Origin of the sequence: Nocardia coffeae (assembly GCF_019890715.1) — a bacterium.
Taxonomy (GTDB): domain Bacteria; phylum Actinomycetota; class Actinomycetes; order Mycobacteriales; family Mycobacteriaceae; genus Nocardia; species Nocardia jiangxiensis.
This window is the reverse complement of record NZ_JAINZY010000012.1, coordinates 172940-190180: the sequence shown is the minus strand read 5'-3', so window position 1 is coordinate 190180 and position 17241 is coordinate 172940. Positions and strand designations below refer to the sequence as shown.

The window sequence follows — 17241 nt, the reverse complement described above, 5'->3', positions numbered from 1 at the left end:
GCAAGGGTAGGAGGGAGATCCCATGGCAGCGGGACCGCGCGCTCGGTTGATCGCCAGCACCATCTCCACGGTGCAGGAGCACGGCGTGCACGCGGCCGGCCTGAGCGAGCTGCTCAAACGCAGTAACGCCTCACGCAACTCGCTGTACCAGCACTTCCCCGAGGGGAAGGGGGAGCTGGTCGAGGCGGCCGCGAGAATCGTTGCGCGCGTGGTGTATTCACACGTCGCGAAGATGGCCGACGCATTGGAGTCCGCGTCCTCGGCCGAACGCTGGCTCGACGAGCTGCTCGCGTTCTGGCGCGGTCCGCTCGAAGTCAGCGACTACCGCGCCGGATCGTTCATGATGGCCGCCGCGCTGGACGAGATGAATCCCGCCGTCCAGTCCACGGCCGGACAGGCGTTCGCCGAATGGACCGCCCGGCTCGCGGACGGGATGGTTGCCAGGGGGATGGAGCAGGCCACCGCCTGCTCGGTGGCGGGGATGCTGCTGTCCACGATCGAGGGCGCCATCGTGCAGAGCCGCGCACTCAAGTCCAGCCACCCCTTCGACGAGGTTCGCACCCAAATGTCCATCCTGCTGCGACACCACCTGAGCTGAGCTGTATCTTCGGCCTCCGCTTCGCTCCGGCGGTTCGCGGCCCCTGGAGTCTCGCCGCTCGGCCCCGTGTCGGGCACTCGTTCCTCGCACCCGCCACGCGTCCGAGCGGCGAGACGGGCCGCGAACAGGTGGGCGTTGTTCGAATTTGGCGGAACGGGGTGTGAAGTGTCCGCAACGGTGAGCTGGTGTAGCTCGGGTCCGAACTGAGTTGCGGCCTCCGCTTCGCTCCGATTCGTGAATGGTCGGGGGCTGTGCCGACCAGGTTGCCCGGACGGTCAGGCGGTGGCCGCGTCGGAGGCGATGTCGTCGGCCAGGGGAGCGACGGCGCCGATGATCTGGGCGACGATGTCGTCCGGTACGCCCGCTGCCTTCAGCGAATCGGTCAGGTGGCCGGCGACCAAGTTGAAGTGCTTCATCATGATGCCGCGGCCCTGGTGCACCTGCTTCATCGGCGCACCCGTGTACGGGTCGGGTCCACCGAGGGCGGCGGCGAAGAATTCGACCTGGCGGCCCTTGAGGCGGGACATGTTGGTGCCGGTGAAGAAGTCCTTCAGTTCGTCGTCGGCGAGGACTCGGACGTAGAAGTCCTCGACGACCGTCTCGAGCGCCTCGTGTCCGCCGATCTTCGCGTAGATGGTCGGTTCTTCCGGAGTGGTGTTCTTCGATTTGAAGAGTGAGGGAATTCGCATGTTCCAAGGACATCAGCGAGCTGTTGCCGGTCGGTTAGTCCGCTGTCGCGGGCCGATTACCGTGCATGGCAAGCGAATTGCCGCACCCTCACTCGCGCTGCCCGCGGGTTGTGAGGTTCGTCTCTGCTATGACGCCCCGGTGCTACGGCCATTATCCGCTAGACACTATTACCGTACGGAAGTACCGTTCCGGCGTGCGCGTGCGATCGTCCGAGATAGCGGTGGAGTCCGAATCCAGCAGCCGACGGGCGCGGTGGGGCAGTGGCGGCGCGGTGTTCGGCGCTACCGCCTACATCCTGTGGGGGTCGTTCCCGGCATTCTTCGGATTGCTGGAGTTCACCAACCCGGTCGAGATCCTGGTCGAACGCATCCTGTGGACGCTGGTGGTGGTGCTGATCATCCTGCTGCTGGCGGGGCGGATCCGCGAACTGTTCGAGATCGATCGGCGGACCTGGCAACTCGCGGCGGTGGCCGCGGTCGCCATCGCGATCAACTGGGGTGTGTACGTCTACGGCGTCACCTCCGGGCACGTGGTGGAATGCGCCCTCGGCTACTTCATCAATCCGCTGGTGACCGTGCTGTTCGGGGTGGTGTTGTTCCGCGAGCGGCTGGCCTGGCCGCAGTGGGTCGCACTCGCGCTGGGTGTGCTGGCGGTGCTGGTGCTGACCGTCGACTACGGCCGCCCGCCGGTGATCGCGTTGGTCCTGGCCTGCTCGTTCGCCACCTACGGCCTGGTCAAGAAGGTGATCCGGCTGGACCCGCTGCGCAGTGTCGCCGCGGAGGGGCTGGTGTCCGCGCCGTTCGCACTGATCGCCGTGGTCGTGCTCGGCGTCACCGGACATGCGGCCTTCGGTCACGGCCTCGGACATTCGGCACTGCTCGTCGCGGCCGGTCCGGTCACCCTGATTCCGTTGCTGCTGTTCGCGCTCGCCGCTTCCCGGACGCCGCTGTCGACCATGGGCCTGCTCCAATACCTCACTCCCGCACTACAAATGGCCTGGGGTGTGCTGGTCGGGCACGAGCCGATGCCCGCCTCGCGGTGGGCCGGATTCGGGTTGATCTGGCTCGCGCTGGTGGTGTTCACCGCTGATGCGCTACGCAGACGCCGCACCAAGGTTCCCGCGCGGTAGAGCCATCGTTCGTTGCGGATGTTCGGTGCTCGGGACTAGTTTCGAAGTGTGGCGATGCTCCCGTAGGCCGACTCGCACCGGTCCGGGGTCGGGGTCGTCACGATCGAGGGGAGTGACCACTGTCCATCCACTTCAACCACACCATCGTCGCCTGTCACGACGCGGCCGCGAGCGCCCGGTTCTGGGCCGACATGCTGGGGCTCGAGATCGGGAAACAATACGGTCCGTTTCTGCCCGTCACGGTCGATAACGGCGTCACTTTCGACTTCGCGCTCGATTCGCCCGCGGTGGGGGAGATCCCGACCATGCACTATGCCTTCCTGGTCTCCGAGGAGGACTTCGACGCGGGTTTCGCGCGGATTCAGGAGCGGGGCCTGCGGTACTGGGCCGATCCGCACGCGCAGCACGAGGGCGAGATCAACCACAACGACGGCGGCCGGGGCGTGTACTTCCGCGACCCCAACGGCCATGCGCTGGAATTCCTGACCGTCCCGTACGGCGGCTGGCCCGAAGCGTAATCCGGCCGGAGTCCTTGCCGGACAGTGTGATCGGCGAGTTCGGTGCGGGCCGCACCACCCCTCATCCGTGGTGCGGCCCGCGACCGGGTTACGAGGTGCCCGCGGGCACCCGGCCGGCGAACTCGTTGGTGTACGTCCTTGCCAGATCGATGCGGTCGCGCACCGGTTTCACATTCGCCGAGTACTGGCCCAGGATCTTCAGGACGTTCTGCGCGCCTTCGGATTTCATCAGGCCGTCGCCGTTGAACATGCCGATCGAATCGTGAATGGACCGGACGTACAGGTCCTTGCCGCCCGCGGCGTACTGCGGAGGCATCTTCGCCGCGATCTGCTCCGGGGTGTGCGTCTTGATCCAGCGCAGCGTCTGCACGAAGGCGTTCACCAGCTTCTGCACGATCTCCGGATGCGACTGCACGGTGTCGCAGCGCATGTACAGCGACGAGGCCGGATACAGCCCGCCCAGTGCCGCGCGGGTGCCCGCTTCGGTGCGCATGTCCAGCATCACCCGGGCGGTTCCGGCCTGCACCATCTGTGCGACCGTCGGATCGGTGGTCATGCCCGCATCGATGCCGCCGTGATTCATTCCGGCGATGAACGTCTGTCCCGCACCGACTTTCACCCGGTCGTACTGGGAGGTTCCGAGACCGGCCTGGCCGGCCAGGGCCTGGGTGATGAAGTCGGTGGACGAACCCAATGAGGTGATGCCCAGCTTCTTTCCGGCGAAGTCCCTGGGCGAGTTGATCTTTCCGCTCTGCGCCTTCGCGACCAGTTCGACCTCGCCCGGCACGTCGGAGAGTTGGGCCACCGTGCGCAGGCACTGATCCTTGGACTGCAGATCGATGGTGTGGTCGTAGAAGCCGACCACCGCCTGCACGTCCCCGGTCAGCAGCGTGGTCTCCGCGGTCGCGCCGGACTGCTGGTCCAGCAGTCGCACGTCGATGTCGTTGTCCGCGAAGTAGTTCAGCCGCTGGGCCAGCATCGCGGGCAGGTAGATCACCTTGTCGATGCCGCCGATCATGATGGTGATCTGCGGTCGGCCGTTCTTGGTGGGGATGACCCGCGAATCACGGCATCCGGTCACCAGCAGCAGGGAGCAGACGGCGAGCATCGCCACCGCGATGTGCTTGCGATATTTCATCTCTCACACCTCGTGCGCCGACTGTGCCTGTGACGGACGCCATTTCAGCAATCGGCCCTCGGCGATTCCGATCGCCCACTCGGCCACCAGCGCCACCACGGTGATGATGATCATGCCCGCGTAGATGCCCGCGGAGTCGAAGGTGTTCTGCGCGTTGGAGATCAACAGACCCAGACCCTTGCTCGCACCCGCGTACTCGCCGACCACCGCGCCGATCAGGGCGAATCCGAAGGCGGTGTGCAGGCTGGACAGAATCCAGGTGGTCGCGCTGGGGAGCACGATCTGCGACAGCACCTGCCAGCGGCTCGCGCCGAGGATGCGGGCGTTGTCGATGACGTTGCCGTCCACCTCGCGCGCGCCGGTGAAGGCGTTGAAGAAGACCGCGAAGAAGGTCAGCACGACGACCGTGGCGACCTTGGACTCCAGTCCCAGCCCGAACCAGATGATGAACAGCGAGGCCAGCACGATGCGCGGAACCGCGTTGAGCGCCTTGATGAACGGCGAGGCGACCTCGGCCCAGTACCGGCTGCGTCCCAGCAGCACACCGAGCACCACACCGGCGACCGCGCCGATCACGAAGCCGACCACGGCCTCCTGGACGGTGGTGAGGATCTGCAGCCAGATCGAGCCGAACTGTGTTCCGCTGCTGAACCATTCGACCAGCCGGTCCCAGATCAGCGACGGTTTGGAGTAGAAGAACGGGTCGATCCACAGTGTGGCGGTCAGCTGCCACGCGCCCAGCCACAGCACGATGATCGCGATGCGCAGACCCCAGGTGCGCAGGCGCGACCGCAGGGCGCGGCGACGGGCCGCGGCCAGGATCTGCTCCTCGGACTCGGCCTCGAATTCACCTGTCGGCGAGTCGGTTGCGGTGATCTCAAGCGACACGGTCGGCTCCCTTCGTGCGGGCGGCCTCGACCTGATCGCGCAGCGTGCCCCAGATCTCGGAATACAGCGTGCGGAACTCGTCGGTCAGCCGGACCTCCTCGACATTGCGCGGACGCGCCAGGTCGACCCGGTAGTCACCGCAGACCGTCGCGGGGCTCGCGGTCATCACCACCACCCGGTCGGCCAGGGCGATGGCCTCCTCCAGATCGTGGGTCACGAATATCACCGCGGCACCGGTGCCGGACCACACGCGCAGCAACTCGTCCTGCATGAGCTGGCGGGTCTGCACGTCCAGGGCGCTGAACGGCTCGTCCATGAGGATGATCTCGGGATCGTTCACCAGGGTCTGGGCCAGTGCGACGCGTTTGCGCATACCGCCGGAGAGCTGATGCGGGTAGTACTTCTCGAATCCGGCCAGCCCGACCGTGCGGACCCATTGCGAAGCCTGTTCCCGGGCCCGCGATTTCGACGTGCCGCGCAGCCGCGGCCCGAACGCGACGTTGTCCAGGACCGTGCGCCACGGCAGCACCGCATCCTGCTGGAACATGTACCCGATGCCCTCGGGAATTCCATCGACGTCCTTGCCGCGCACCAGGGTTCGTCCCGCCGAGGTGCGCTCGAGCCCGGACACCAGCGACAGCGTGGTCGATTTGCCGCAGCCGGTCGGTCCGACCACGGCGACGAATTCGCCCGGGTCCACGGTGAAGTGCAGATTGCGCACCGCCGTGTGGATACCACCGCCGGTCCCGGGAAAGCGCTTCGTCGCGCCCCGGAACTCGATGACAGGGTTGGTCATGGCCTACTCCTGAAACACTCTCGCCGCACCTGACGTGCGACCGCCGACCGACCATAAAGTGTGCCGGGTCACATCTGCCCGGTTGTGCGCACAATCCGCCTAACCTGCAATATCCGCGTTCTGCTCGTTCTGCTCGAGGTGACCGGGTCGCTGCTTCGCCGCTTGTGCTCGTTTTGCTCGAGGTGATAGAACGTGGGCGATGTTCGTGTTCGGCCGCGGCGTGCGGTTGCGGACGCAGATCGTGTTACTGCAAGTAGTGCTCGTCGCGCTGACGCTCGGTATCGCGTTCGCCGTGTTCGCGTATGTGAGTGAGCAGCGGTTGTCCGGGGAGTACGGACAGCGTGCGCTGGCGATCGCGCGTACCGTGGCGGCGGATCCGGCGGTTCGGGACGAGGTGAACAGTTACTCGTCGGCTGCGGCGCCGCGCGGGCCGGTATCCGATGGCGAGTTGGCCAGGGGGCGGCTCGAGCGGATCGCGGAGGACACCAGGACGCGGACCGGTGCGCTGTATGTGGTCGTCACCGATGACACGGGGATCCGGTTGGCGCATCCCACCCGCGACCGGCTCGGGGAGATGGTGAGCACCGATCCTTCGGCGGCATTGCGCGGCGCGGAGGTGGTGATCCAGGAGCGCGGCACGCTCGGAGAGTCGGTGCGGGCGAAAGTGCCTGTGCTGCAACCTGATGCGACCAAGGTCGTGGGAGAGGTGAGCGTCGGCATCTCCACCGCGGCCGTGCACGATCAGTTGCTGCGGGATCTGCAGCGCGCGGGTCTGCTCGCCGGGGTGGCGCTGTTCGCGGGTGTCATCGGATCGCTGCTGCTGGCGCGGCGCTGGCACGAACTCACCCTGGGCCTGCAGCCGCCGGAGCTCGCGGACCTGGTACGTGAGCAGGCGGCGGTGCTGCACGGTATCGGCGAAGGGGTGGTCGCGGTCGATACCCAGTGGCGCACGACGGTTGTCAACGACGAGGCGCGGCGGCTGCTCGGCATCGACGGCGCGCCGGGAGTCAGCGTCGACGAGATCGGGCTGACGCCGCGGGTCGTCGAGGTGTTCCGGGCGGCTCGGGCGAGTCCGGTGCCCGCGGCGGTCGGGGACCGGCTGCTCGTCGTCACCGCGCGCACCGTCAGCCGTGAGGGGCGTGCGCTGGGCGCGGTGCTGAGCGTGCGGGACCGCACCGATGTCGAATCGCTGACCCGCCAACTCGATGCGGTGCGGTCCATGAGTACGGTGCTGCGAGCCCAGCGGCACGAGTTCGCCAACCGCCTGCACCTGCTCAACGGGCTGCTGCACGGCGGCCGCCCGGAGGAGGCCGCGCAGTACATCGAGGAGCTGCTCGGCTCGGGACCGCTCGGTGCGGCGCTCGCGGGTGTGGACGCCCTGCGTGACCCGTATCTGCAGGCATTCCTGGCCGCCAAGGCCGCCCACGCCCGCGAGAGCGGGGTGGGACTGCGACTGGGACCCAATACCTGGGTCGATGCGAATCTCGCTGTGCCCGTGGATGTCACGACGATTCTGGGCAATCTGCTCGACAATGCCATCGAGGCGGCGCGGCTGGACGATCGCGCCGACGGCGAACGGGTGCAGCCGATTCGGGAGAACAGCCCCGGTCCCGCTGCTGCGCCGGCTGCTACGGCCCTGTCCGGGCAGGTGGAGGTGGAACTCGTGCAGGAGGGCTCGACGCTGCACATCACCGTCGTGGACAGCGGCGCGGGCGTTCCCGTCGAACTGGTGGATTCGATTTTCACCGAGGGGGTTTCGACACGTCCGGACAACGGGGCGCCGGGCGGGCGCGGTGTGGGGCTGGCGCTGTCGCGGCAGGTGGCGCGGGCGCTCGGCGGGGATCTGGTGCTGGCCAGTCCGGGCGGCGGCGACAGTGCGCTGCGCGGAGCGGAATTCATCGCCCGGTTGCCCGGGGTACTGGAGGAGACAGGCACGGCATGAGTACCGAACTGCGGGTCCTGGTTGTCGACGACGATTTCCGGGTGGCGAATCTGCATGCCGGAATCGTCTCGGCGCTACCGGGTTTCACGGTCGGGGCCACGGTGCACAGCCTGGCGCAGGCCCGGTCCGCAATCGCGGCGGCGCACTACGATCTGACGCTGGTCGATGTGTACCTACCCGACGGTTCCGGGGTCGATCTGGTGCGGGAGATCTCCTGTGACGCAATGATGCTCACCGCGGCCACCGAGTCCGAAACCGTTCGGGCGGCATTGTCCGCGGGCGCGCTGGCCTATCTGGTGAAACCGTTCGATCATGCCGCGCTGGCCTCGCGCCTGGCCGGATACGCGCGGTATCGCAAGCTGCTGTCGGTGCCCGTGGTCACGCCACGGGACATCGATGCGGCCCTCGAGGCGTTGCGGCCTGCGGGCCCGTCCGGCGCGAATTCATCCGGATCCGCCGCCGTTTCAGGCTCGCCGACGAAGGATCTGGTGTTGCGAGCCGTGCGGGATTCGCCCGAGGCGCTGTCCGCGGCGGAGGTCTCGGCCGCGACCGGTGTCTCCCGTGCGACCGCGCAACGCTATCTGGCCACGTTGGTGGGCGTCGGCGCACTGCGTATGCAGTTGCGCTACGGCAGCACCGGTCGGCCGGAACAGGAGTACGTCGCGGTGAGCGGTGGTGTCGCAGGGCCGTGACGGAGTGCGGTCATGCCGATGCGGCGACCCCGAGGCTCAGTGCGGCAAGGAATTTCGGCCCCGGCTGTTCGTAGAAGCAGTCGATGTCCTGGATCTCGAATCCGGCGCGTTCGAGCGTGCCGCGAATATCACGGTCCAGATGACATCCCCCGAACAGCGTGCGCTGCACCGGATCCAGGCGATGCTGCCAGGTCTGTACCGGGGCGTCCGGCGCGAGTCCGTGCTCCACGAAGTGCAGCGTCCCGCCCGGCACCAGCACCCGGCGCAATTCCGCAAGCGCCGCATCGACATCCGGAATCGTGCACATGGTCCACGTCGACAGCGCCGTGTCGAAACTGTTGTCCGCGAACGGCAGTGACTGCCCGTCCAGCCCGGCCCGCTGCACCGGCACGGTCGCCGCGGCCAGCCGCTCCTTCGCCAGGCGCCACCCCAGATCGGCCGGTTCCACCGCGCTCACCGATTCCACCGCCTCGGGATAGAACGGCACATTGCGCCCGGACCCGAACCCGATCTCCACGACCCGCCCGCGCAGCCCCGCCACCGTCCGCCGGCGAAGCCCATCGTGCTGCGCCCGCCCACACGCCACATCGACGATCCGCGGCAGCACCCGTTCGCTGTAGATACCCATACCTCGACTCTGCCACCATCCGCCGCCCTGAGTTGCGATCTTGCGGCGGACAACTGCCAGATCCGCGTCCAGCCTCGGTACCGTGAGGCTGGTGGAGATCCGCATCGACGATTCGCGCCGTGCGAGCCGTTCGGCGACTATCGGCCCGATCCGTTGAGCGTGTTCATGACCAAGCGAATATCCGAAGCATGATGGCGGTCCGCGAGTGCGAGTGGTGCGGCGGTTGTCCGACGATGAGCGGCTCCGCATACGCGGTCGAGCGCGCGTCCGGCCTGGCGAAGCAATTGGGAGAGGTGAGGGTGTGAGTCGGTTCGAGGTGTGGGCGCCGGGGGCGGGGCGGGTGCGCGTCGAGGTGGACGGGGTGATTCATCCGATGCGGGCCGACCCGGGTGGGTGGTGGTCGGGGGAGGTCGATGCGGGGGTGGGGGCGCGGTACGGATTTCTGCTCGACGATGATTCGGTGGTGTTGCCGGATCCGCGATCGCCGCGGCAGCCGGACGGGGTGCACGGTCGATCGGCCCGGTATGTTCCGGATCCGGTGGGCTGGACCGATTCCGGTTGGGCTGGAAGGCAATTGGCGGGATCGGTGTTCTACGAGCTGCATATCGGGACGTTCACGCCGGAGGGGACGTTCGACGCGGCGATCGAGCGGCTGGGGCATCTGGTGGAGCTGGGGGTGACGACTGTCGAATTGATGCCGGTGAACGCCTTCAACGGGGTGTGGAACTGGGGATACGACGGTGTGTTGTGGTACGCGGTGCACGAGCCCTACGGTGGCCCGGACGGACTGCAACGATTCGTGAATGCCTGCCACGGAAGAGGTTTGGCGGTTGCATTGGACGTCGTCTACAACCATCTCGGTCCATCGGGCAACTACCTGCCGAGGTTCGGGCCGTATCTCGGCGCGGAATCGAACACGTGGGGACAGCGCCTGAATCTGGACGGGCCCGATTCGGACGAGGTGCGCCGCTACATCATCGGTAACGCGCTGCGCTGGTTCGATGAATTCCACATCGACGCACTGCGATTGGATGCGGTGCACGCCCTGGCGGACCATCGCGCGATCGGGCTGCTGGAAGAGTTGGCCACCGAGACCGCCGCGTTGTCCGCCCGGCTCGGTCGCCCGCTGACTTTGATCGCGGAGAGCGATCTGAACGATCCGCGCCTGATAACCCCGTGTGCGGCAGGCGGTTTCGGTCTGCACGGCCAGTGGAACGACGATCTGCACCACGCCGTGCACGCCGCTGTATCGGGTGAAAGGCAGGGATATTACGCAGATTTCGGATCGATGCGCTGTCTGGCGGACACCCTGCGGAACGGATTCTTCCACGCCGCAACATATTCCAGCTTCCGTGGCAGAACCCACGGCCGACCGTTGGACACGCGAACCCTACCGGGCAGCGCCCTGCTGGGGTACACCTGCACGCACGACCAGATCGGTAATCGAGCCCTCGGCGATCGCCCGTCGGCCTATCTCACAGACGGTCGGCTCGCGGTGCAAGCGGCTCTGATCCTGACCTCGCCGTATACCCCGATGCTGTTCATGGGGGAGGAGTGGGGCGCGCGAACTCCATTCCAGTACTTCACCTCTCACCCCGAGCCGGAGTTGGCTGCCGCGGTCGCCGAAGGTCGTGTCGCCGAGTTCGCCGATCACGGCTGGCCTGCGGCGGATATCCCCGACCCGCAGGACCCGGCCACCTTCCACCGCTCGAAACTGGACTGGTCCGAGCCGGAGAAACCCACCCATACCCGCCTGCTGACCTGCTACCGCGCACTACTGACCCTGCGCCGGACCCAGCCGGGCCTCGCCGACCCCCGGCTGGACCGCCTCACCGTCGAGTACGACGAGACCGAACGCTGGATCATCGTGCACCGCAACGGCATCCACCTCGCCTGCAACCTGTCCGAGCGCTCGGTGCAGCTGCCGATCACCGGCGACCCTCTACTGGTCTGGGATCCCGTACAGCAAACCGATTCGCACACAACGCTTCCCGTGCACTCGTTCGCACTCCTGGCTGGGGTACCCGCCCGGACAGTGATCCCGAGATGAACGACGGGCCCGCTACCGGCCTGTGATCACCGGCGGGACGCGCCGGCCGAGCCAGTCGGTGACGTATGCCAGAACCTCCGGGGCGATGGTGATCTCGATCTGCCCGTATTCGTTCGGACTGCCCGTGGTCGCGGGCTGCATGAGGTGGTTGAGGCCGTCGAAGACGTGCACGTCGGCATCGGGGTCCGCGGCCAGGAGAGTCCGCGCCAACGGCGCGTTCTGATCGACCGGAACCTGCAGATCCATCGAACCGTAGAACGCCAGCACGGGCATGCGCAGGGCTCGCAGAGCCGCAGCCGGGTCGCAGCCCACGAACGAGGCGAAGTTCGCGTTGACGATCCGTTCTACGGCGGATTCGGGCTGGCGTTGCTCCGGCGGGAGGGCGGCGTTGTGTTCGATGGCGTACTGCCTGGCCCGGTCCGGATCGCCGTCGAGCAGGAGTGTGGTGAGGGTGTCCACGAAGCCGATCTGCGCGGCGACCTCGTCCGCGGATGCGTTGCGGACGGCGAGCAACGCGCGATTCTGCGCGAGCAGGACCTCCTTACCGGAGGCCGCCGGACCGGCCATGGTGATCATGAATGCGATCCGGTTCCGCGGCTCCGCGGCGACCAGCGGCGCGAGGAAGCCGCCTTCGCTGTGCCCGAGCAATCCGATGAGATCGGGGTCGATGTCCCGCTGCGAACGCAGGAAATCCACTCCCGCGACGACGTCCCCGGCCAGATCGTTGTAGGTGGCGTCGGCCAATACACCGCCGGTGCCGCCGACGCCGCGCTTGTCGGTGCGCAGCACCGCATATCCGGCCCGGGTCAGCGTATCGGCCAGCAGCAGAAAAGGTTTGTGCCCGAACACTTCCTCGTTCCGGTCGTTCTTCCCGCTGCCGTTGAGCAGAATCACCGCCGGATGCGGACCGGGTGCCGACGGGAGTGTGAGCGTTCCGGCGATGGCGATGTCGCCGCTGCGGTACGTCACATCCGTGGAGCGGTAGGGCCACGGCGGGGCCGGTTCCTGCGGACGCGGCGGCACCGGGACCGTGCCGCGGTGCAGCGTCAGCGGCAGGTCGTGGCCGGATTGGGTGAACGTCCCGGTGATCATCGAACGCGCGGCGTCGTAGTGACCTTGGAAGGCGGGCGTGCCGGGCAGGCCGGGAATGACGAAGGCGACCTTCTCCGGCGAGGCATGCACCTGGGCGAGCGGGTGCGCGAACAGGCTCTGCGCCGGAATCGAGAGCGTCGCGCTGTCGTCGTCGAAGGTGACGCCCAGCGCGAGCGGCTGCCCGGGAATCTCGAGCGCCCCGGTCCAGTCGCCCGCCACGGGATCCTCGGTCTCCTCCGGAGTGGGGCGACGAGCCTGCGGTGCGCCGTCCGCGGCCGCGATGATCAGCAGAATCAGGCCCAGGACCCGCAACAATCGCATAACTCAGCGTAGCCGGACGAACCGGACACCCGTACCGTGGAGATGTGAGCAACGACGCTTTCTCTTCCGGCCTCGCGGCCATGCCCGAAGGGGTGCGTGGATCCGCGGTCGCCGGATTCGCACCGCTGGTGCGCGCCTTCGCGACTTTCGTGGGCGGCCGCCCCGGTGCGGGAGGCAGTCTCACGGTCATGCGGCACGGCGAACCGCTCGTGGACATCTGGACCGGGCAGGCATCGCCCGGCACCGATTGGTCACGCGATACCGGCGCCATCGTTTTCTCCGCCACCAAGGGAGTCGCCGCCACGGTCGTGCACCGGCTCGCCGATCGCGGCCTGCTGGACTACGACGCACCCGTCGCCGAGTACTGGCCGGATTTCGGCGTCGCCGGAAAAGAACGAATCACGGTGCGGCGCTTGCTGACCCACCGCGCCGGACTCTCCGCCCTGCCGTCGATAGCGGTCGGGGCCGACGATGTGCTCGACCACGAGCTGATGGAACAGCGGCTGGCCGCGGCCTCGCCCGACCGGCTGCTGGGCGTCCCGGCGTATCACGCGCTCACCTTCGGCTGGTTGCTGGCCGGGCTGGCTCGCGCGATCACCGGCCGCAGCATGGCCGAACTCTTCCGCATCGAGGTCGCCGAACCGCTCGGCATCGACGGTATCCATCTCGGCCGCCCTCCGCAGGGCTCGCCGACAACCGTCGCGGCACTGACCGGTTCGCGGTTGTCGGCGGTGCGCGCACCGCTGGGCGCGATGTTCTTCGGCCACGCCTACGGGATTCCCGGCACCCTCGGTGCGGCCACGCGATCACTGTTCCTGCCGGGTGTGGAGACCATCCTGGAGGGTGTGGAGCCGCCGATCCTCGACACCGAGATGGGTGCGGGCAACGGTGTATGCACCGCGTCCGCACTGGCCACGCTGTACGGCGCGCTCGGTGACGGCATGATCGGCGGCCGCAGATACCTGTCCGCGCGCACCGTGCGCGCGCTGCGTCAGGTGGAGACCTACCGTCTGGACCGCACGCTGTTCTACATGCCGATGATGTGGCATCTGGGCTACCACTCGATGCCGACCACCGGATCGCGCGCCGGATTCGGTCACATCGGCCTGGGCGGATCGTTCGGCTGGGCCGAGCCGCGTCAGGGCCTGTCCGTCGGGTTCGTGCACAACCGCCTGGACGGAAGCCGGTTCGCCTGGGACCAGATCGCTTCGAGCTGGATCCTCCCGCTGGTCGTGCGCGGCGCCCGCGCGGTTCCGCCGCTCGGGGACTTCGGCGAGTCGTTGGGCGCCGCCTGACCCGCGTTGCGGGCGGGCGTCTGCCGGTCATCCATCCGGTTCGCGTCTACTACTGCACTCCCGGGCAGGTCCGCGTCGACTCCGACGACGACTACCCGCGGACGTTTCGGAGCCGGCCCCCGCGATATGCGCTGAGCGTGCGCGCACGGCTTTTCCCGATGGCCGGGAGGACACCGCCTGGTGTCCTCCCGGCACATCAACTCGGGCAATACCTTTCGATCACACCGCACGCCCGCTTTCCGGGCGCGGGGCTAGGTGAGATAGCGGTACGCGGGCGAGCCGGGATCGAGGCGTTCGCACTGTAGCGGGGAGGCGTGCATGCGCTCGAGCAGGGAGTGCAGACCGTCGGGGGAGCCGAGTTGGACGCCGACCAGTGCGGCGCCGGTCTCCCGGTTGTTGCGCTTGACGTATTCGAACAGGGTGATGTCGTCGTCCGGGCCCAGGACCTGGTCCAGGAATCGGCGCAGCGCACCCGGCTCCTGCGGAAAGTCCACCAGGAAATAGTGCTTCAGGCCCTGATGTACGAGCGATCGCTCGATGACCTCGCCGTAGCGCGAGACGTCGTTGTTGCCGCCCGAAATCAGGCACACCACGGTCGAACCCGGCGTGACGCCGATCTCGGCCAGGCCGGCCACCGACAACGCGCCGGCGGGTTCGGCGATGATGCCCTCGTTCTGGTACAGCTCCAGCATGGCCGTGCAGATCGCGCCCTCGTCCACCAGCATCATGCGGAAAGAGCCCGCGCCCCTGGGGGATTCGGTCGCGGTCAGCAGGGGCAGGGAGGCGTGCGAGATGACCCGGCCGCCGAAGGCGGAGACCGCGGCGTAGGGCAGATCGCCGATCCGTCGCACCGCCGCACCGTCGACGAACGGGTCGACCTCGGGCAGTGTCACCGGTCCTCCGGCCACCAGTGCGGCGGTCATGGAGGCGGCTCCCGCCGGTTCCACCGCGAGAATGGCGGTCGCGGGGGAGCGTTCGCGCAGGTAGGTGCCGATCCCGGCGAGGCAGCCGCCGCCGCCGACCGGAATGATCACCAGATCCGGTGCGCGGCCGAGCTGTTCGAGGATCTCGGCGGCGATGGTGCCCTGTCCGGCGGCGGTGCGGGGATCGTCGAAGGGCGGCACCATCGTCGCGCCCGTGCGGGCCACATCCGCGGCGGCCGCGGCGGCCGCGGCGTCGAACGTGTCGCCGATGGCGTGCAGTTCTACGAATTCGCCGCCGTGCGCCCGGATCCGGTCGCGTTTCTGCTTCGGCGTCGTGGTCGGCACGTAGATGCGCCCGGCGATGCCCATCGCCCGGCAGGCGAACGCGACGCCCTGGGCATGGTTTCCGGCGCTGGCCGTCACCACCCCGGCTGCTCGTTCGGCGTCGGTGAGCTGCACGATCAGGTTGTATGCGCCGCGGAGTTTGTAGGAGCGCACGGCCGTGAGGTCCTCGCGCTTGACGTAGACCTCCGCACCCGTCAGCGCCGAGAGCCGTTCGATCCGCTGTAGTGGGGTCGGCTCGATAATGTCCGAAATTCGCTTGGCGGCCGCGTCGATCTCGTCCGCGCTCAGTTCGGGCAGCGGACCGGTCAGCTTTTCTGCGATATCAAGCGGTTGGGACACCCGAACATGCTATCCGGGCCGCGACGGAGGGTCGCGTGCGCCCGCCGTCCCCGCATCGGCCGGGTAGGTAGCTCGATAACCGCCGGTCCCGGCGATGACCTCGTCGGTCTCCGGCAACCCTGGAAAGAAAAGTTCGGTAGCCCGAACTTGGTAATCCGTGTACCCTGACAAGATGACCGTGGTGAACCCCCCGCAGACCGTCGCCCGCGGTGTCCGGAAGGTCGACATCGCCGGCTCGCAGTGGCCGCTGTACAAGCTCGAGGCGCTGGCCCTGGGGGTAGTGGCCGGTCTCGTGTTGGCACTGGTCACCGGGTCGCCGCAGGTTGCCGTCCTTACCGCCGCCACGGTCGCCGCAGCGCGCTGGATCGCGGCCGTCGTCGTTCGCTCGAACCGTCCGGCTCGCTGACTCTCCGCATCCCGGCCCGCGCGGTACGTCGTCGGTACCGGCGGATGCTACGCGGTGGGGCATGTCCGGCGTGAGGTTTCCAGACTTTTCTCTCCGTGCGTAACGAAGCCGCGTCTCTCGACGAAACGCTGTTGATGTTGAAAATGCGCCCCGGTGTGTCGAGATGTACGACGGGATGTCTTGGGCGGCAGTCGCTTCCGGTTCGTGTTCGAGCTCGCCGGTCCGGATCCCCGAATTCCGGCCGTGTGATCGTTAACATTGTCCTGTCCGGAATCCGGCTCCGCAACGACGCGAGCTACGCCGCCACCGGTATCGCTTGAGGCGCAGAGTGATTCGCCTCGTCACGGGCAGCCGGTCGGTGCGGCAGGCGCGGGCGCTAACCTGAATCATGGATCGACGCCGGTAGTCCGGCACGGAAGGTGGGGATGTGAGAGACCGGAACGGGCGCCCCCCGGGAAAGGCAGGCCGTCCGGCGGTGATGACGGATGTGGCCAAACTGGCCGGTGTGTCACATCAGACCGTCTCGCGGGTGCTGAACGACAGCCCTCAGGTGCGCGCCGAGACGCGCGAACGCGTCCTGGCCGCCGTCGAAGCGCTGGGCTATCGCCCCAATGCGATGGCCCGTGGCCTGGTCAGCCGCCGTTCCAAGGTGCTGGGCGTGGTCACCTTCGACACCGTGCTCTTCGGTCCCGCGTCGATGATGCTGGGTATCGAAAGAGCCGCGCGCGCAGCGGGTTACGGCGTCAGCATCGCCACCCTGGAGACCGTGGACCGGCCCAGTGTGCTGGCGGCGGTCAACACCCTCGCCGATCAGGGAGTGGACGGGGTGATCGTCATCGCGCCGCAGCAGACCACCGCGGCCGCCTTGCACTCGATGCCCCGCCAGCTGGTCGTCGTCGCGGTCGAGGCCGGACAGGACGCCGGACTCCCCGCGGCGGCGGTGGACCAGTTCGAGGGCACCCGGCTGGCCGTGCAGCACCTGCTGGACCTGGGACATCGCACGGTCTGGCACGTCTCCGGCCCGGCCGGTTGGCTCGAGGCGCGCGATCGTGCCGAGGGCTGGCGGCGCGCCCTGGAGGCGGCCGGCGCGGAGATCCCACCGCTGATCGGCGGCGACTGGAGCGCCCGCTCGGGCTACGAGGCGGGCGTGGTGCTGGCCGCCCAGACCGGGGTCACCGCGGTCTTCGCGGCCAACGACCAGATGGCCCTGGGCCTGCTGCGCGCCTTCGCCGAACGCGGTATCCGTGTCCCGGAGGACGTTTCGGTCGTCGGCTTCGACGACATCCCCGAAGCCGCCTACCTGACCCCGCCGCTGACCACCATGCGCCAGGACTTCGACGAGGTAGGCCGCCGCAGCATGCAACTGCTGCTCTAACTCCTCGAATCCGACACCGACGTCCCCGAACCGCCCCCGGTCGTGCCCACCATCGTCGTTCGCGAAAGCACCGCCC

At 67.9% G+C, this 17241-nt stretch carries 16 protein-coding genes; 9 read left to right on the top strand and 7 right to left on the bottom strand.

Translation table 11 applies throughout. The annotated features are described in order from the left end of the window. Positions 1–22: 22 nt before the first annotated feature. Positions 23–598: a TetR/AcrR family transcriptional regulator gene (locus tag K7711_RS34680; RefSeq protein ID WP_222974865.1), complete on the top strand. Its 576-nt coding sequence runs from the start codon at positions 23–25 to the stop codon at positions 596–598. Positions 599–873: 275 nt separating this feature from the next. Here the strand turns inward: K7711_RS34680 and K7711_RS34675 are convergent, their stop codons facing one another. Next, positions 874–1287, bottom strand: a complete 414-nt coding sequence (locus tag K7711_RS34675; protein ID WP_222974863.1) for a group I truncated hemoglobin — start codon at positions 1285–1287, stop codon at positions 874–876. Positions 1288–1508: 221 nt separating this feature from the next. Between K7711_RS34675 and rarD the strand changes: the two genes are divergently transcribed. After that, entirely contained in the window at positions 1509–2417 is a 909-nt protein-coding gene (gene rarD, locus K7711_RS34670) for an EamA family transporter RarD (RefSeq protein WP_372460217.1), read from the top strand. Positions 2418–2536: 119 nt separating this feature from the next. Further along, entirely contained in the window at positions 2537–2935 is a 399-nt protein-coding gene (locus K7711_RS34665; RefSeq protein ID WP_222975078.1) for a VOC family protein, read from the top strand. An 88-nt stretch (positions 2936–3023) separates the two neighbouring features. On the opposite strand, the gene K7711_RS34660 is transcribed toward K7711_RS34665, so the two are convergent. The 3 genes from K7711_RS34660 to K7711_RS34650 are packed head-to-tail and all read right to left on the bottom strand — an operon-like array spanning position 3024 to position 5757. Then, positions 3024–4073: an ABC transporter substrate-binding protein gene (locus K7711_RS34660; RefSeq protein WP_235748221.1), complete on the bottom strand. Its 1050-nt coding sequence runs from the start codon at positions 4071–4073 to the stop codon at positions 3024–3026. Between the two features lie 3 nt (positions 4074–4076). Next, complete coding sequence (locus tag K7711_RS48010) at positions 4077–4961, bottom strand: ABC transporter permease (RefSeq protein WP_222974859.1); 885 nt, start codon at positions 4959–4961, stop codon at positions 4077–4079. Further along, positions 4951–5757: an ABC transporter ATP-binding protein gene (locus K7711_RS34650; RefSeq protein ID WP_222974857.1), complete on the bottom strand. Its 807-nt coding sequence runs from the start codon at positions 5755–5757 to the stop codon at positions 4951–4953. Before K7711_RS34650 ends, K7711_RS48010 begins: the two co-directional genes overlap by 11 nt. Before the next feature lie 199 nt (positions 5758–5956). On the opposite strand from K7711_RS34650, the gene K7711_RS34645 reads away from it, so the two are divergent. Both K7711_RS34645 and K7711_RS34640 read left to right on the top strand, forming a co-directional pair. Further along, positions 5957–7699, top strand: a complete 1743-nt coding sequence (locus K7711_RS34645; protein ID WP_235748220.1) for a sensor histidine kinase — start codon at positions 5957–5959, stop codon at positions 7697–7699. Next, positions 7696–8391 (top strand): response regulator, encoded by a 696-nt coding sequence (locus K7711_RS34640; RefSeq protein ID WP_222974855.1) that lies wholly within the window; start codon positions 7696–7698, stop codon positions 8389–8391. The genes K7711_RS34645 and K7711_RS34640 overlap by 4 nt, the downstream gene beginning before the upstream one ends. A gap of 10 nt (positions 8392–8401) precedes the next feature. Here K7711_RS34640 and K7711_RS34635 read toward each other — a convergent pair whose 3' ends face one another. Then, positions 8402–9019: a class I SAM-dependent methyltransferase gene (locus tag K7711_RS34635; RefSeq protein WP_222974854.1), complete on the bottom strand. Its 618-nt coding sequence runs from the start codon at positions 9017–9019 to the stop codon at positions 8402–8404. A 301-nt stretch (positions 9020–9320) separates the two neighbouring features. Between K7711_RS34635 and treZ the strand changes: the two genes are divergently transcribed. Next, complete coding sequence (gene treZ / locus K7711_RS34630; RefSeq protein WP_222974852.1) at positions 9321–11069, top strand: malto-oligosyltrehalose trehalohydrolase; 1749 nt, start codon at positions 9321–9323, stop codon at positions 11067–11069. Positions 11070–11081: 12 nt separating this feature from the next. Here treZ and K7711_RS34625 read toward each other — a convergent pair whose 3' ends face one another. Continuing rightward, positions 11082–12482: an alpha/beta hydrolase family protein gene (locus K7711_RS34625; protein ID WP_222974850.1), complete on the bottom strand. Its 1401-nt coding sequence runs from the start codon at positions 12480–12482 to the stop codon at positions 11082–11084. Between the two features lie 44 nt (positions 12483–12526). Between K7711_RS34625 and K7711_RS34620 the strand changes: the two genes are divergently transcribed. After that, on the top strand, positions 12527–13777 hold the full coding sequence (locus tag K7711_RS34620) for a serine hydrolase domain-containing protein (RefSeq protein WP_222974848.1): 1251 nt from the start codon (positions 12527–12529) through the stop codon (positions 13775–13777). 251 nt (positions 13778–14028) lie between these two features. On the opposite strand, the gene ilvA is transcribed toward K7711_RS34620, so the two are convergent. After that, the gene (gene ilvA / locus K7711_RS34615) at positions 14029–15384 is read right to left on the bottom strand and encodes a threonine ammonia-lyase IlvA (RefSeq protein WP_222974846.1); all 1356 of its coding nucleotides are present in this window, start codon (positions 15382–15384) and stop codon (positions 14029–14031) included. 172 nt (positions 15385–15556) lie between these two features. Here ilvA and K7711_RS34610 point away from each other — a divergent pair, with 172 nt between their 5' ends. Both K7711_RS34610 and K7711_RS34605 read left to right on the top strand, forming a co-directional pair. Further along, a complete protein-coding gene (locus K7711_RS34610) occupies positions 15557–15790 on the top strand; it encodes a hypothetical protein (RefSeq protein WP_222974845.1) in 234 nt (77 codons plus the stop codon). Between the two features lie 427 nt (positions 15791–16217). Beyond that, positions 16218–17165 (top strand): LacI family DNA-binding transcriptional regulator, encoded by a 948-nt coding sequence (locus K7711_RS34605; RefSeq protein WP_308015082.1) that lies wholly within the window; start codon positions 16218–16220, stop codon positions 17163–17165. Positions 17166–17241 lie beyond the last annotated feature (76 nt).